Origin of the sequence: Micromonospora sp. WMMD998 (assembly GCF_029581235.1) — a bacterium.
Classification (GTDB): Bacteria; Actinomycetota; Actinomycetes; order Mycobacteriales; family Micromonosporaceae; genus Micromonospora.
Genome location: NZ_CP120740.1, coordinates 6,578,679 through 6,593,314 on the forward strand (window position 1 = coordinate 6,578,679; position 14,636 = coordinate 6,593,314).

The window sequence follows — 14,636 nt, forward strand, 5'->3', positions numbered from 1 at the left end:
GAGCAGGGGAAAGAGACAGAGGGCGGGGCTGCCGTCCGCCAAGACCTGACAGCCCCGCCCCCACCAGATGCGGCTACGCCGCCGCCTTCTTGGCCACGCCCGCCGGAGCGCGCATGCCGGTCGCCCGCAGCGAGTACGCCATCCGGTTGTTGTTGGTCACGTATGGCGTGATCGTCATGCCGTCGAACTCCACCGCCTCGAACGGGGCGCCCGTCGGCGGGACCGGCTGGTGGTCGGCGGAGATCTTGACCGTCGTCTCCCGGGAGCGCTTGCCAAGCTCCGGGTCCAGGTCCATCACTCGCACCTGCCACACGCGCTGGCCGGTCAGCTTGTCCTTCGCCGGGCTACGCCGGCCGGTTTTCTCGTCGTAGTCCTCGACCTCACCGAGGGACTCGGGGACCAGGGCGCATCCCGCAGGGAACACGTCCTCACAACGCACGGCGAACCTCGTACCGCCACGCAGAGCCATCGCGCAACCTCCAGGTTGTTGGCATGTCTGCCAAGTTGAGACTCCAAGGTAGACGGCACTTGGCAGACAAGTCAACAAGTAGCGTCGGCGAATCTCGGGGCCGCCCTCGGAGCCCAACCGTCATGGGGCACCATCAAGCGATGGAAGCGCGGAGGAGCCCCAAGTACTTGAAGTTCGTTGCGGACGCAGTTGTGAGCTTTCGGACAGAGTTCTCCCGATTTATGGAGCTTCACACGGAAAATAAGGTATTGGCTCGCGGCATTGCGCCAGCCGTATTTCCTCTCGATGGCGCAGACCCCGCAGAAATTGCCAAGGTGCGGTCTCAAGTCTCGCGCGCAGCAGGTCGAGCGCTGGAGGCAGTCCCTTTAACCAATAGCTACATGATGGTCCAAGGCATCGGACAGGTTGACCCGATTGCCAACTGGGCGTCAATCACCGACCCAAAGCCGATTGTTGAACCGAATAATGTCCTGGGGATCTGCGATCAAATTCTTGGACGCCTGGAATCCATGATCGCCAAAGCCGAAGCTGAGGCACATCCGCCCATCGGGGTCGAGGCGATGCATCCTGTTGTATGGAGCGCGGCGGGAAAGCTTTGGCGCGACGGCCATTACCGCCACGCCGTCGCTGCCGCAGCGGAGGGCGTGGTCGCGGTGGTGAAAGCACGCACGGGAAGAAATGACGTCGCGGAGACAGCGCTGTGGCAAGAAGTTTTCTCGGAGCGGGATCCGAGTCCGGGGAAGCCCCGCTTGAGGTGGCCGGGGTTGGCGAGCGACCGTGATGTCAAGACCATGAACGACGGCCTTCGGCAATTTGCTCCAGGCGTCCAGATGACCATTCGCAATTCGGCGACCCACGGAACAGAGGAAATCAGCGAACAGGCGGCGCTGGAGCGGATGGCTGTGCTCAGCCTGCTCGCAAAGTGGGTCGACGAGTGCGAACTGACCGCAATCGCAACCGTGAATGACAAGGACCAGTCTTAACCGAGATCGAGTTTTCTGCATGCATGACGCGCGGGTTGTCGTTCAGAACATCATCGTCGTCACGGTGATCAAGGACCTCCGTAAGCCCTGCACGCCACAGCACTCCGTCATGCCGCGTGAGGTATGCCTGATTCTGGGTACTGGCATGCCCGTGTCAGAGAATGAAGAGCGACGAGCGGTCGACGAGGCGCACCAGCGCCAGCCTGGACTGAACGATACGACTGTCGATGCTTTGGGTGAGCTAAGCAAGGCGTTGGAGACGATCCACCGTGTACGCGGTCACTTGTACTCGGTACACCAGCTTGTCGGCGGTGCGGATCTCACTCTCGACCGCGTGGTGAAGCTGCTCCGCGAGGCGGGGCACGGGGAAATGGCAGACCGGGTCGAGCAAGAGCTGCTGGGGCGCAACCTGCTACCGGGCCGCTGGACCTTCCAGATCATGGAGGAGTTCGACGACGGCTACTACGCCGCGTTCCAGGAGATCGAGCGGGATGCGCGGGAGAAGCTAGCCGGCGGCCGGCGGCACATCTACGAGGCGGAGATGAAGGAGCGCCGGCGCACTCACGGCATGCCGGGGCATGAGGCTACGCCAGAGGGGTGAGCGGTAGACCGTTCGGCAGCATCGAGGCCAGGGCGTTGGCCCTGGCCTCGATGATCCTCATTCGGGCCTGATACTCGGCCGGTTCCCGGTGCGCGGCTTGGCTGGTGACCTGTCCGGGCCACTTGCGGTAGAGCAGCCCGTACTCCCGGGTGAAGTAGCCGGCGCTGACGGCGTTGGCGGCGAGCAGCAGACCCGTGTCCTCGGAGGCAGGAAGCGCCATCCAGCCGCCCAGGGCGAAGACGAGATCCCGCCGCAGGCACAGCGTCGCCGGGTGCACCGATGCCCGGTAGTCGTTGGCTTGCCAAAACGAAAGGACCGCGCCGCGGTCGACGACCCCGCCGGCCGGGTCCTTGTCCCACCCGGCGGTCGAGCCATCGGGCAGCAGATCGAGTACCCGCGAGGTGGTCCAACCGATCTGCGGGTGCGCGTCGAACGCGGCGATGTCCCGGGCGAGCGCACCGAGGGTCAACTGGTCGTCAGCGTCTAAGACCTTGATGAGTTGCCCGGCGACTCGGGAAAGGGCGAGGGTGCGGGCAACACCAGGCCCACCGGGACGGCCGGTACCGAGACTGATCCGGGAATCGTCAGGCAGCGCGTCGGCCAAGGCGCCGGTCTGCCCGTCCTCCTGGACGAGCCATTGCCAGTCCCACCCGGTGGGCATTTCCTGCTTGGCCAACGACGCGTAGGCGCCAGCAAGGTGCTCGATGCTAGGCGCATGGACCGGAGTTACGACCGAGACGAGCTGCGTCAAGTTTTCCACCGCTGGAGTTTGTGGGAGTACACGAGCTCAGTCCGGTCACCCGGCATCACCACGTCGGCGACCTCGACGACCCGGCCCGTGGTGTCGACCGAGGTCTTGCGCACGGTGAGCACGGAGACGCCCGGGTCGATGTCCAGGAGTTCGGCCTCATCCGGGGAAGGCGGACGCGCCCGGATCTCGTCGTCGATCCGGTCCAGCTCGATGCCGAGCGTGTAGAGCTGGTGTTGGGTGCCGCCCGGCCACGGTTCCTTGCCCTCGTCGAGCAGGTCCGGGTTCGCGGCCACCAGGTCGTAGGGCAGGTAGGAGTACGACACGGTCAGCGGCGCGCTCTCGTGGCGGGAAGAGGTCCAGTAGACCCGGCGCAGCAGCGGCGTGCCTGGCTCGACCTGCAAGGCCGCCGCCATCTCCGTATCAGCCTCGACCCGCGAGTATTCGGCGTGGAACTTTAGGTCGTCGACGGTCAGGCCGGTGTCGTGCTCGGTGGCGCCGGTCTTCAGCCGCTCGCCCTCGTCGAGCAGGACCCGATCCTTTTCCCACTGGTACCGCTCATTGTTGCGACGGCGTACCCGCTGCCGAGGTGCCCGGACGTAGGTCCCGCGCCCCTGCTCGGCCCGGACCAGGCCCCATTCCCGGAGCTGCCGGATGGCATTGCGGACGCTGGTGCGGGAGAGGCCGGACGACTCCGCCAACTCGGTCTCGCTCGGCATGAGCGTGCCCGGAGCCATCTCTCCGCTCATGATCTTTACCCGCAACTCTTCGGCGAGTTGCAGGTAGCGAGGGCGCCAGTCCCGGCCTTGCATACCGGACACCGTACCCCCAAGACGTTCCAACGACTGCCAGGTGGTCCCCCTAGCCGGACGTTCCGGGAGCGGGGCGACCGGAGGCGCAGGCCGCTTGGTCTGTCGCCCAGCCGGAGAGGGAGGCCGGCCGGTACGCCGATGCTTACGAGTGCTCATCGTCTTCTTCCAGATGTAGGCCCTTGGTCATCATCACCAGGCGGACGTAGGTCAGTTCGTAGATGAGTCGGTCCAGACGGATCCGATCGAGCAGGACGGGCTGGATCACGCCGTCGCGGGTGGCGTCGAGTTTCACGGCCAGGTCCCGTCGCCCGAACCGGTCGAGCAGCATCTGAACGCTGACCCAGCCCGTCCGCTCCTGACCGACGGTGGCGAGGAAACCTCGGTGCATCGGGTCATCCGGCCCGCACCCTTGGCACCACGCGGGGCATCCAACGACGTCAGTCACCGACCCCAGGGCGTACTTCGGCATGCTCTCTGAATCAGTCATCATGGCTCCCGGGATCTACGCCCGCCTCGATCACCAGGCCGCGCAGACATTCGGCCAGTCGAACGGCCTGCGTCAGGGACAGCTCACCCCAGCCGATACCAGCCCGGCACGTCGCATGCACCGCGACCAGGGGCGTCCGAGCGTCAACGCCGACGAGGTACGCGACCACCATCCCGCCCGCACGAGCGTTGCCGATCCGGTGCATCGCACCGCGATGGTTGCGAGTCATCTCCGTCATCAGCGGCGGCACGAGGTGACCGCAGCGATCGGGGGCACACCAGTCCGGATGGATCGTCACGTCAGCGCGCTCGTTTGTAGACGTCACCGCGGCCATCGCCCGACGCCGTCCCGGTAGACCTGGACTTGCGTGATCAGCAGGGTAGGCGGCAACGCGGACGACTCGCTCGTCTGCTCTACCGACCATCGCGCCGACATCGGGACCGCCGGCCGCGCACCCGCCTGGACACTGCCCATGCCCGATTGCGTCGGGTACCGCTTTCGGAGCCACCACGGGGAGAGCCGGCGGCGTCGATGAGGACGGCTGGACATCGCACCTCCACAGGTAGAAGAGAGCTGGCGGCCGAGCACGGGGGAATTGCAGCCGGCCACCGGCTCGGATGAAGGCACGGCGCACCGTCCGACGGGACGGGCCGGGTATCGCCGAGCCAACTTGTCCGCGCGGCTACCGCAACCGGTCCGACAGGACGCCGCGCATCAGGTGCGACCAGGGCCGGCGCGAGACCACCCCTGACACGAGCCGTCACCCTGGCCGCACACCTCGAAACGTATCTACAAGTGGACGAGTTGTCTAGACGTCGAAACGGGTCGTTTGGTTGGCACTTGGTAAGACAAGTGCCATGTACGGTAGGCAGGTGCCCACCCCGCACTACGGACAGCCCCGCTACCGCACCATCGCCAACGAACTGAGGCGGCGCATCGAGAGCGGAGTAATCCCGTCGGGCAGCCTCTTGCCGGCGGAGAGCACGCTTACCGCCGAGTTTCGGTCGAGTCGTGGAACAATCCGCCAGGCCATCGCCGTCTTGCGGGATGAGAATTTGGTCGCGACCGAACACGGCCGCGGCACATACGCCAACCCATATCGCCCAGAGGACAGACCAGGCGAAGTTCCCAAGGTTGAGACACGGGAGCGGCAAGTGGCAGCCGATCCGGAGCTTGCAACGCTCTTCGCTGTCGACGTAGGTGCAGCCCTGGTCGAACAACAGAACATCACTGTGATGAATGGAGCGGTCGAAGCCGTCGTCAGGATCTACCGGCTACCTGAAGCACCACAGTAGGTCCCTTTGCCGCACCTTGAACCCTCTCCAAGGTGGCCATGAGCGGGCCGCTTCGTCGCCGCCTAGGCACGCGCCCACCGCCGCCGCCGTCGCTCTGGGGTCGACACGCCTGACGCCCGGCGGCTGGCGCGGAGAGCGCTGTGGTCGGCCGGCAGCCGGCCGGGCCGCGGCCGCGAGTCCGCACGGCGCAGGGTAGGCACGACAGCGGTCGTCAAACTGGCGGCGGTCAGAGCTGCGGCTATGCGCCTTCGACGGGGGCGCTCCCGCCCAGGATGGCCAGGGCACCGTTGGCGGGTCGCGGTCCTTGAGTAGTTGCGGCAGGCCATTCCGCCCGCCATCGACCCCGGCAAGCCGAGCAGACGCGCCTGAACCGCCAGCGTCTGTACACCCGTCAAGGTCGACTTGACGGGCGGGCCGAACGACAGCCCACTCTCCTGAAGGGGCAGGTCGCGGGCATATCGGATGGGAACAGTCGGGGCCATCGAAGTTGTCGTCCAAGTGCGGGATGCTCTGTCTTGATGTGGCTACCGAACAGGTAGCACCACACCACGGGCAGGGCTGGCCTACAACTGATGACCGTCCACCGCTTTGTCTGTCGGCTATTTGATGCATGTCTTTTTTCCGACCTCCTCACTGGTAACCTCCCCAGTCATCTTGAATATCGGGAGCGAGCGAAATGTCTCAAGCGGGCACCGCAAATACAATCGATAATGACCAGCCGGTGGATAGCTCGGGAGATCTTCTTAACCGAAGGAGACTGGCCAAGGCAATATCTCAGGACGTTGCAGCAATCGATACGCGGGGTGGGGCGGTTATTGGCATAACCGGACCTTGGGGCATAGGCAAAACCTCCCTGCTGAAGATGATCGAAGAAGAACTCCTCAAGTCGGAAGTTACCTTCCTTCAGTTCAACCCATGGCTGTTCTCCGGGACGGACCAGCTTGTGTCCTTCTTTTTCTCAGAATTATCTAACCAGGTCAAGGTGAAAGAGCCACGCCTACAACGTGTCGCCCAGCGTCTAGATGAATATGGGGCTGTGCTTTCGCCGCTCAAGTTCATCCCCTTTGCAGGCACATGGATTGACCGAGTGGGCGCGGGGATGAGCGGTACGGCGCAGGCAATCCGGAAAGCAGGGCGCCAAGACACTGGCGTGGCGCAAAAGCGAAACCAGCTACAGGCCGCTCTTAAAGAGTCTAACCAGCTCGTGGTTGTAGCGATCGATGATATCGATCGCCTAGAGGCATCTTCAATCCGCGAGGTTCTGAAACTCGTTCGACTGACCGGAGGTTTCGATAACTTCGTCTATCTTCTTGCGTTCGACCGGCAGCAGGTTGAACGGGCACTTGAGCACGACAACGTTTCCGGACGCGCCTACTTGGAAAAAATCGTCCAAGTAATGCACGAGGTTCCCGCAATACCACCTACCGCCCTTCGCGCTATATTCCTAAAACGACTTCAGGCGGCGCTAGGAGATTCAGAAGATCCGACCTTTGATCCCGATCGGTGGTCCGCCATCTACTTCGGGATCATTGAGCCACTGCTTTCAACGGTTCGAGATGTTAAGCATTACGTCGCTTCTGTCTCTGCGGTAATCCGTTCCCTGGAAAGCGCTGTATCAACGCCAGACATTCTGGCCCTAGAGGCGCTTCGCATCTTTGTCCCAGAATCATTCAGACTTCTCCAAAAGAGTGCGGAGGCGCTGACCGACCTCAGTGATAGCAGAGGGAGCAAGGAGGAGCAACTCAAAGAGAAGGTAACCAAGTTCGTCGGGTCGTCTCCTGAACACGCAGGCACCCTGCGGGAAATCGTGAGATTACTCTTCCCTGCGGCGCTGCGGCATATGGAGGGCGCTAGGTACGCTTCTGATTTCGCGAGCACCTGGTTGCGCGCTAAACGTGTGGCACACAGAGACCACCTCGATAGCTACCTCTATCGATCAAGCCTCGGGATGACGGAGACGTTGCCAATGGTCGAAAAGCTCTACAGGGCCATGGGCTCATCGAGCGAAGACTTCCAGGAGATGTTGCAGAATGTTAACGCGCAACGAGCGGAAGAATTGATCGAAAGTCTTGAGCTTTTCGAAAACGAATTCGAGCCCGAGCATGCCCGAAACGGCATCGCTCCGCTACTTAATCAACTGCCGAGGCTACGGAGAGAACCTTCAGGCGTATTCGACTTCGGGCCTGAGCTACGAGTTTCCCGGGTCGTGCTTCGCCTGATCAGAAAGATTGAGGAGCAAGGGCTGAGAGTGGAGCTTGTAAAAGAATCCCTTTCTCAGATTCACAACTTGCCGGGGAAACTCTCGCTTCTTAGAACTGTTGGGCATGAAGAAAACGCTGGCCACAAGCTAATCCCCTCTGAGGTCGCGACTCAGCTTGAGCGATCCTTAGCGCAGGAGATCCTTTCCTCTTCGCCAGCTGAGCTTGCGGCATCGGAGCAGTCCTCCCAGCTGCTACGTTGGGCTCGTAAGCGGGTGGACCCGTCCTGGACGGTTCCCCCAGCGTGGCTGCGCGAGCCGAACTTTTCTATCGCGCTCCTGCGCTCATCGCGGTCAGATGTTCAGTCTTCGCTATTAGGTTCGTCGAGGGTAACGGTAGAGCCGCGTCTCTACTGGGATGGGCTTGTCGAGATTCTGGGATCTGAAAATAGAATACGCAGCGAGTTGTTGCCTTCTGCTCTGGAGTCAGACGCGACTGACGAAGATGTCGAGTCGCTAGCACTTGCGGGTAGGTATTTGGACGGCTGGAGACCCAGAGAGCTTTAGACGGTGCGCAGCGGCAGTTGGCGCCCTAACGGAGATGGCTTGCCCGAAAGTCCTCGGTCCCGTGTCTTGCTATGGGCCCCCCGGAGGCGAATGCACCGGCGCTGGCGCACTGCTGGCGCGGGTGAGGTGGACAGCGAGGTAGCTCCGCTGTGTGGTGACCCGCCGTCGGGGTCTCAGGACCTGCCCGACTGTGATCGCGCCGCTGTAGTGGCTCCGTGTGCGTCACCTATTGCGCGCGTGCGTGCGCTGCTGCCGATTTCCTCTGTTTTGGATCAAGGCGCCGCGCTCCGCGCGGCGCGGGGCGGAGAGCCACCGACTGCCGCCGGACCGCCGCCCCGAGTCTGTTGATCCGGCCCCGCGGCACGATCACGGCCAGGCGGTACGGAAGCCGAACCGGTCGGCCTGGTCGACGGTCAGGGCTTCCGACTGCCGCGCCAGTCCAACCCCGGGACTGGCTTGCCCCCGCCCTATCGCCCGCAGCCGGCGACACCTCACTCCGGAAGCCCTCAGCCGGTCGCTACACGCATGGCGCCTGCGACCGGACCCTCACGGCCAGCCCAAGCGTTCACAGCCCCAGAAGAGCGCTCAGGCGGCAAGATCGACCTGCCCACCATCTGCCCACAACCAGTTGTGAACGGCTGGACTCAGCCGGACTCGGCTAGATCAACGACAACGGCCCCCGATCAGCATCTCTGCTGGTCAGGGGCCGTATCTGCACCTGGTGGCGGGTAGAGGATTCGAACCTCTGAAGCTTTCGCGACGGATTTACAGTCCGCTCCCATTGGCCGCTCGGGCAACCCGCCAGGGCACCCCACCGCGTCGCAACGCGGCGGCGGAAGCAAGGATAGCGGTTGCCCCCCGCCCCATCGCAACGGGGTACCGTCGGGGTGTCCCACGCTGGTCAGTGCGGGACGGAACAGGACACACCGCCGGACAGCAGGAGCATGAGCATGGCAGCGAACCCGTCCTTCGACATCGTGAGCAAGGTCGACCGTCAGGAGGTCGACAACGCCCTCCGCCAGGCGGAGAAGGAGCTCGCGACGCGGTTCGACTTCCGCGGCACCGGCGCCGAGATCTCCTGGTCGGGTGAGGAGGCGGTCAGTCTCCAGGCGGAGACCGAGGAGCGGGTGCGGGCCGCCCTCGACGTCTTCAAGGAGAAGCTGGTCAAGCGGAACATCTCCCTGAAGTCGCTGGACGCCGGTGACCCGAGGTCCTCCGGCAAGACCTTCAAGATCGACGCCAAGGTCATCCAGGGCATCGACATGGACAAGGCGAAGGCGATCAGCAAGAAGATCCGCGACGAGGGCCCCAAGGGCGTCCAGGCGCAGATCCAGGGCGATCAGCTCCGCGTCACCGGAAAGAAGAAGGACGACCTCCAGGCCGTCATCTCGCTGCTCAAGGGCGAGGACTTCGGGGTCGCGCTCCAGTTCACCAACTACCGGTAGCCGCGCGCCGGCCGGGACACCGATCGGGTGCGCGACCTGAGCCCGCTGCGACGTGACCGTCAGGCGGCGAGCGACTGTTCGGCGCGTACCGCGGTCGCCTCGGCCCGGGCGATCGGACCGCGGGGTGGCGCGGCGACCGCGGCCCCGACGGCGACCGCCGCCCCGGCGAAGACGAACGCCCACGGCACGCCACCGGCGTGGTCGACGATCAGGCCGGCGACGGCGCCTCCGGCGGCGCTCGCCGCCACCGACATGGTGACCACCCAGGTGTACGCCTCGTTCAGCATGCCGGCCGGGGCGATCCGCCCGACGAGCGTGTTCTCCAGGGTGAGCGCGGGGGCGATGGCGGCGCCGCCGAGCGCCAGCGCGACGCCGAGCGGGGCCGGGCCGGGCATGACCGCGAAGACGGCGAAGCTGGCCGCCACGGTGCCGAGCAGCCAGGCGAACTGGCGGGTCATGTTGACGGCCGGCTTGCGTACGCCGAACCAGAAGCCACCGGCGGCGCTGCCGATGCCCCAGACGGCGAGCAGCAGGCCGGCCAGGCTCTCCGGGTCCTCGGCGCCGGTGTCCCCGGCGAAGGCCGGCACGATCACGCCGGAGGCGCCGAACGCGATGCCGAGGCTTGCCACGCAGACCAGCAGGGCGGGGAAGCCGCCGACCCGCAGCGGGCCGAGTCCTCGGGCGTGGTGCTCGCGCGGGTGTGGGCGCCAGGCGCGCATCACCCGGCCGAGGGCGACCGAGCCGGTGCCGACCAGGGTGACCACGGCGGCGCCGAGCAGCGCGGCGGAGGCGTCGGCGACGAGCACGAAGCCGGCCACCAGCAGCGGGCCGAGCACGAAGACGATCTCGAACAGGGACGTCTCGGCGGCGAGCGCGGTGTTGCGCAGGTGGCCTCGGCCGGTGGCCGGCGCGGTGAGGTCGTTCCAGGCGCCCCGGATCGCGGCGGTCAGCGGTGGGTACGTGGCACCGGCGACGCCCGCGGCCAGGTAGATCAGGGCGAGGTTGGCGGCGCCGGAGCGGCTGGCGGCGAGGAGCCCGAGCAGGGCGAGCGGGTGGGCCAGTGCGGTGGCCAGCAGCACCGGCGTGGGGCCCACCCGGTCAGCGACGCGGCCGGCGACCGGGCTGAGCGCGGCGCCGGAGAGCGCGTAGATGCCGCCGGCGACTGCGGCGAGGGAGTAGCGGCCGGTGACCTGCGCGACCACGAGCAGGAGCGCCAGCGGGGTCATGCCGATCCCGAGCCGGCCGACGATGCCGAGGATCAGCAGCAGCGGCGCGCCGGGGACCCGCCAGACGCCCAGGTACTGGCGCAGTGCGGCCACGGTCGACCTCCCGGATGTAATGAGTCAGATGCTATTCGACCCTAACGCCGGCCGAGGGCTGGGGAAACGGTCGGCTGCCTCACAGCGGTCCGCCTTTCCGGAATGTCGTCCCACGTGGGCACCGGGTGTCGGAGAGCCGGGGCGCGCCCGACCGACCGGCGGTTTGGCAGAAGTGACGCCTACCTGACCTGCGGGGCAAAGGACAGGGGCTGCCGTACGGGCCGGGAGGGAGTAGGTTCCTGATCGAACTGAGTCCATGCCTGGGGCGGCGGGATGGGCCGCCGGCGCGTGCGGAGGTCGGGATGAGCGGCATGGCGGTCGCACCGCTGCGGGTCGAGGAAGCGGACCCGTCGAAGCGATGACCGACACCGCGACGCCCGCCCCCGGCTACCGCGCGCTGTTCCGGCACCCGGTCGCGTCCCGGTTGCTTGTCGCCCGGGGCATCTCCGAGCTGGGCGACTTCGTCGGGCTGGCCGCCCTGCTGCTGCTCGCCTACGACCAGACGCGCTCGGTGCTCGGGCCGGCCGCCGTGTACGCCGCCCGGGCGCTGCCCGCGCTTCTTGTCGCGACCGTGTTCAGCGGCTGGCTGGACGTGCTGGCCCGACGCACCATGCTGATCGGGCTCACGCTGGCCGGCGCGGCGCTCATCGCCGTACCGGCGGCGGTTCCCCGGGCGCTGCCGGCGATCGTGGCGGCCGGCCTGCTCGGCGCGGTCCGGGCCGCGTACGGGAGCGTGCACGTGGCGATCATCGCCGAGGCGGTGGCGCCCCCGCTGCGGCTGCCGCTGTTCGGGCTCGCCGCCTTCGCCAACCAGAGCGGCCAGGTCGTCGGCCTGCTGGCCGGGGCGAGCGTCACGGTGGCGATCGGTCCCCGGGTGGCACTGCTGATCGACCTGGCCTCGTTCCTGCTCGCGGCCGTGGTCCTCGCCGGGCTGCGGGTAGGCCAGCAGGAGCGCCGGGGCCCACGACCACCGGCCACCGCGGGCGCGCGGATCATCGCCGCCCATCCGATCCTGCGCGGGGTCGCCCTGCTCACGCTGGCCACCATGCTGGCCGGCGGGCTGCCGGAGACGCTCGCACCGGACCTGTCCGGAGGCGCGTGGCGGCCGGTGGTGCTTGCCGCCTCGTCGTTCGGTGGCGCGGTGTTCGTGCTGCTGGTCGGGCGTCGCGGCTGGCTGGCCCGGGTGTCCGGCCAGGTGGTGGCCGCCGGCGCGCTCGCCACGGCGCTGCTGCTGGCCGGCCTGCTGGCGGCCGTCGACGCCCCGGCCTGGGCTCTCGCCGTGGCGAACGCGCTGATCGGAGCCGGCGGCGGCTGGCTGATCGGCGCGCAGGCGACGTTCGCGCGGCTGGCGCCCAGGGAGCGGATGGGGCAGGTGGAGGCGACAATCGTCGCCGGGAACATCATGCTCTCCGGTGTCGGTGTCTTCCTGCTCGGCGGCGCCGCCGCGTTGTTCGGCCCGGCGGTGGCCTACCTGGCGGCGGGGCTGGTGCTGCTCTCCACGGTGCTGTTGACCCGGCCGGACCGGCTGCCCGAGCCGGCCTGAGCCGCCGCCCGCGGCCCGCACTCGGCAACCGCCCGCACGCCGCACGCCACCGCCCGAACGCGGCTCCGCCCGCGTCCGGGGAGACGGACGCGGGCGGAGGAGGGCGGACGGGTCAGCGCTGGAACTGCACCGGGCCGGAGTTGCGGGCCATCTGCTCCAGCCGGGCCACCCGCTGCTCCATCGGCGGGTGGGTGGCGAACATCGCGGCGATGCCGCCACCCCGCTTGAACGGGTTGTCGATCATCAGGTGCGCGGTGCTGGTGAGCTGGCCCTGCGGCGCGAGCGGGCGGGCCTGCGTACCCATGTGGATCTTTTTGAGGGCGCTGGCCAGGGCCAGCGGGTCGCGGCTCAGCTCGGCGCCGGAGGCGTCGGCCTGGTATTCGCGGCTGCGACTGATCGCCAACTGGATCACGGTGGCCGCGATCGGGCCGAGGATCAGGGTGAGCAGCAGCACCGCCGGGTTCGGGCCGTCCTCGTCGTCGGATGAGCCCAGCGGGATGAACCAGGCCAGGTTGGCCAGCATGGTGATGATGCCGGCCAGGCCGGCGGCCACGCTGGAGATCAGGATGTCCCGGTTGTAGACGTGGGACAGCTCGTGCCCGATCACGCCCCGCAGCTCCCGGTAGTCGAGGATCTCCACGATCCCCTGGGTGACGCAGACCGCCGCGTGCTGCGGGTTGCGCCCGGTGGCGAACGCGTTGGGCTGCGACGTGGGGCTCACGTAGAGGCGGGGCATCGGCTTGCCGGCCTGGGTGGACAGCTCCCGCACCATCCGGTACAGCTCGGGGAACTGTGCCTCGCTGACCGGTTGCGCCTTCATCGAGCGCAACGCGAGCTTGTCCGAGAAGAAGTAGGTCACGCCGTTCATCAGCAACGAGACGAGCACGGCGATGACAAGTCCGCCGCTACCGCCGAACCAGTAGCCGACCGCGAGGATCAGCGAGGTCAACAGGCCGAGCAGCGCTGCGGTCTTGAGACGGTTGTGGTGCACGGTCGATCGCTCCTTCGGTGCCGCGGGCCCACCCGGGTAACCCGCTGACCGGTTCAACACACCGGTACCCGTCAACCATCCTTCCCATGGCTGAAAGTTGGCTGAGGATTCCGGTGCGCCGGGCTGGGCGGACCGCCCAGCCGGGCACGAACCGGTCAGCGCGCCGCGACGTCGAGCACGAGCTGCGGTGCGAAACCGATCACCACGGCGGCCACGGTGACCACCCCGAGGGCGATCGCCACGGTGCGGGCCGGGCGGGTCGCGGCGACGCCGCTGGGGACCGCGTAGAGCGTCGCGGCCACCCGCAGGTAGTAGGCCAGGCCGAGCACCGCGTTCAACGCCACCATCAGGGCCAGCCAGCCGGCGTGCCCGGCCAGCAGCGACCGGACCACCGTGACCTTGGCGAACAGCCCGGCCAGCCCCGGCGGCAGGCCGGCCAGCCCGATCAGCGCCAGCGCCAACGCGCCACCCACCCACGGGTGCCGCCGCGCCGCGCCGCGCAGGTCGGCGAGCGTGCCGCCGTCACCGTCCGCCGGCCGCAACGCGACCACCGCGGCGAACGCGGCCAACTCCAGCAGCACGAAGAAGACGGCGTACGCGACGGCCGCGGCGTACGCGCCGTCCCGCGCGTCTGCGGTGCGCCCCGCGGCCAGCGCCAGCGCGCCCAGCGGGGCCAGGATGTAACCCGCCTGGGCCACCGAGGACCACGCGAGCAGCCGGACGGTACGCCGCTGGCGCAGCGCCACCAGGTTGCCCACGGTCATGGTCAGCGCCGCCAGCGCCGCCAGCACCGGGCCGGTCACGCCGGCCGGCAGCGCCCGCTGCACCACCGCCAGCAACGCCACCACCCCGCCCAGCTTCGAGGCGGTCGACAGGTAGGCGGCCACCGGCAGCGGCGCGCCGTCGTAGGTGACCGGCGCCCAGGCGTGGAACGGCACGGCGGCGACCTTGAACGCCAGCCCGGCCACCACGAGCGCCACCGCGACCGTGGTGAGCGGCAGGTCACGCAGGTCGTCCCGGGCGGCCAGGGTGGCGCCGAGCCGGTCCAGGTGCAGGCTGCCGGTGACCGCGTAGAGCAGCGCCGCGCCGAGCAGCGTGACCGTGGTGGCGACCACGCTGACCACGAAGAACGTCACCGCCGCCTCGGCCCCGGCCAGGCTGGCCCGGCGCAGCCCGACC

At 67.5% G+C, this 14,636-nt stretch carries 14 protein-coding genes and 1 tRNA gene; 6 read left to right on the forward strand and 9 right to left on the reverse strand.

Going from position 1 to position 14,636, the window contains the following annotated elements; all coding sequences use genetic code 11:
• Positions 1–73: 73 nt before the first annotated feature.
• Positions 74–469: a transcriptional regulator gene (locus tag O7619_RS30040; protein ID WP_282284875.1), complete on the reverse strand. Its 396-nt coding sequence runs from the start codon at positions 467–469 to the stop codon at positions 74–76.
• 167 nt (positions 470–636) lie between these two features.
• On the opposite strand from O7619_RS30040, the gene O7619_RS30045 reads away from it, so the two are divergent.
• Positions 637–1,452 carry a TIGR02391 family protein gene (locus O7619_RS30045; RefSeq protein ID WP_282284876.1) on the forward strand — a complete coding sequence of 272 codons (816 nt, stop codon included), beginning with the start codon at positions 637–639 and terminating at the stop codon, positions 1,450–1,452.
• Between the two features lie 145 nt (positions 1,453–1,597).
• Positions 1,598–2,053 carry a hypothetical protein gene (locus tag O7619_RS30050; protein WP_282288993.1) on the forward strand — a complete coding sequence of 152 codons (456 nt, stop codon included), beginning with the start codon at positions 1,598–1,600 and terminating at the stop codon, positions 2,051–2,053.
• Here O7619_RS30050 and O7619_RS30055 read toward each other — a convergent pair.
• The 4 genes from O7619_RS30055 to O7619_RS30070 all read right to left on the reverse strand — a co-directional run bounded on the left by O7619_RS30055 (position 2,037) and on the right by O7619_RS30070 (position 4,398).
• Entirely contained in the window at positions 2,037–2,813 is a 777-nt protein-coding gene (locus O7619_RS30055; protein WP_282284877.1) for a glycosyltransferase, read from the reverse strand. The two genes, O7619_RS30050 and O7619_RS30055, sit on opposite strands and share 17 nt — an antisense overlap.
• The gene (locus O7619_RS30060) at positions 2,801–3,613 is read right to left on the reverse strand and encodes a GntR family transcriptional regulator (protein WP_282284878.1); all 813 of its coding nucleotides are present in this window, start codon (positions 3,611–3,613) and stop codon (positions 2,801–2,803) included. Before O7619_RS30060 ends, O7619_RS30055 begins: the two co-directional genes overlap by 13 nt.
• 142 nt (positions 3,614–3,755) lie before the next feature.
• On the reverse strand, positions 3,756–4,001 hold the full coding sequence (locus O7619_RS30065; RefSeq protein ID WP_282284879.1) for a precorrin-4 C11-methyltransferase: 246 nt from the start codon (positions 3,999–4,001) through the stop codon (positions 3,756–3,758).
• 91 nt (positions 4,002–4,092) lie between these two features.
• On the reverse strand, positions 4,093–4,398 hold the full coding sequence (locus O7619_RS30070; protein ID WP_282284880.1) for a hypothetical protein: 306 nt from the start codon (positions 4,396–4,398) through the stop codon (positions 4,093–4,095).
• Between the two features lie 574 nt (positions 4,399–4,972).
• Between O7619_RS30070 and O7619_RS30075 the strand changes: the two genes are divergently transcribed.
• Positions 4,973–5,395: a GntR family transcriptional regulator gene (locus tag O7619_RS30075; protein WP_282284881.1), complete on the forward strand. Its 423-nt coding sequence runs from the start codon at positions 4,973–4,975 to the stop codon at positions 5,393–5,395.
• 721 nt (positions 5,396–6,116) lie between these two features.
• Complete coding sequence (locus O7619_RS30080; protein WP_282284882.1) at positions 6,117–8,159, forward strand: P-loop NTPase fold protein; 2,043 nt, start codon at positions 6,117–6,119, stop codon at positions 8,157–8,159.
• Positions 8,160–8,878: 719 nt separating this feature from the next.
• Here O7619_RS30080 and O7619_RS30085 read toward each other — a convergent pair.
• Positions 8,879–8,962, reverse strand: a tRNA-Tyr gene (locus O7619_RS30085).
• A gap of 147 nt (positions 8,963–9,109) precedes the next feature.
• Here O7619_RS30085 and O7619_RS30090 point away from each other — a divergent pair.
• Positions 9,110–9,604 carry a YajQ family cyclic di-GMP-binding protein gene (locus O7619_RS30090; protein ID WP_282284883.1) on the forward strand — a complete coding sequence of 165 codons (495 nt, stop codon included), beginning with the start codon at positions 9,110–9,112 and terminating at the stop codon, positions 9,602–9,604.
• A gap of 59 nt (positions 9,605–9,663) precedes the next feature.
• On the opposite strand, the gene O7619_RS30095 is transcribed toward O7619_RS30090, so the two are convergent.
• Positions 9,664–10,923 (reverse strand): MFS transporter, encoded by a 1,260-nt coding sequence (locus O7619_RS30095; protein ID WP_282284885.1) that lies wholly within the window; start codon positions 10,921–10,923, stop codon positions 9,664–9,666.
• Positions 10,924–11,281: 358 nt separating this feature from the next.
• Between O7619_RS30095 and O7619_RS30100 the strand changes: the two genes are divergently transcribed.
• On the forward strand, positions 11,282–12,466 hold the full coding sequence (locus O7619_RS30100; protein WP_282284886.1) for a hypothetical protein: 1,185 nt from the start codon (positions 11,282–11,284) through the stop codon (positions 12,464–12,466).
• Between the two features lie 112 nt (positions 12,467–12,578).
• Here the strand turns inward: O7619_RS30100 and htpX are convergent, their stop codons facing one another.
• Together htpX and O7619_RS30110 are read right to left on the reverse strand one after the other, a co-directional pair.
• Positions 12,579–13,457, reverse strand: a complete 879-nt coding sequence (gene htpX, locus O7619_RS30105) for a zinc metalloprotease HtpX (protein ID WP_282284887.1) — start codon at positions 13,455–13,457, stop codon at positions 12,579–12,581.
• Positions 13,458–13,612: 155 nt separating this feature from the next.
• On the reverse strand, positions 13,613–14,636 hold a 1,024-nt coding region (locus tag O7619_RS30110), incomplete at its 5' end, for a proton-conducting transporter membrane subunit (protein ID WP_282284889.1).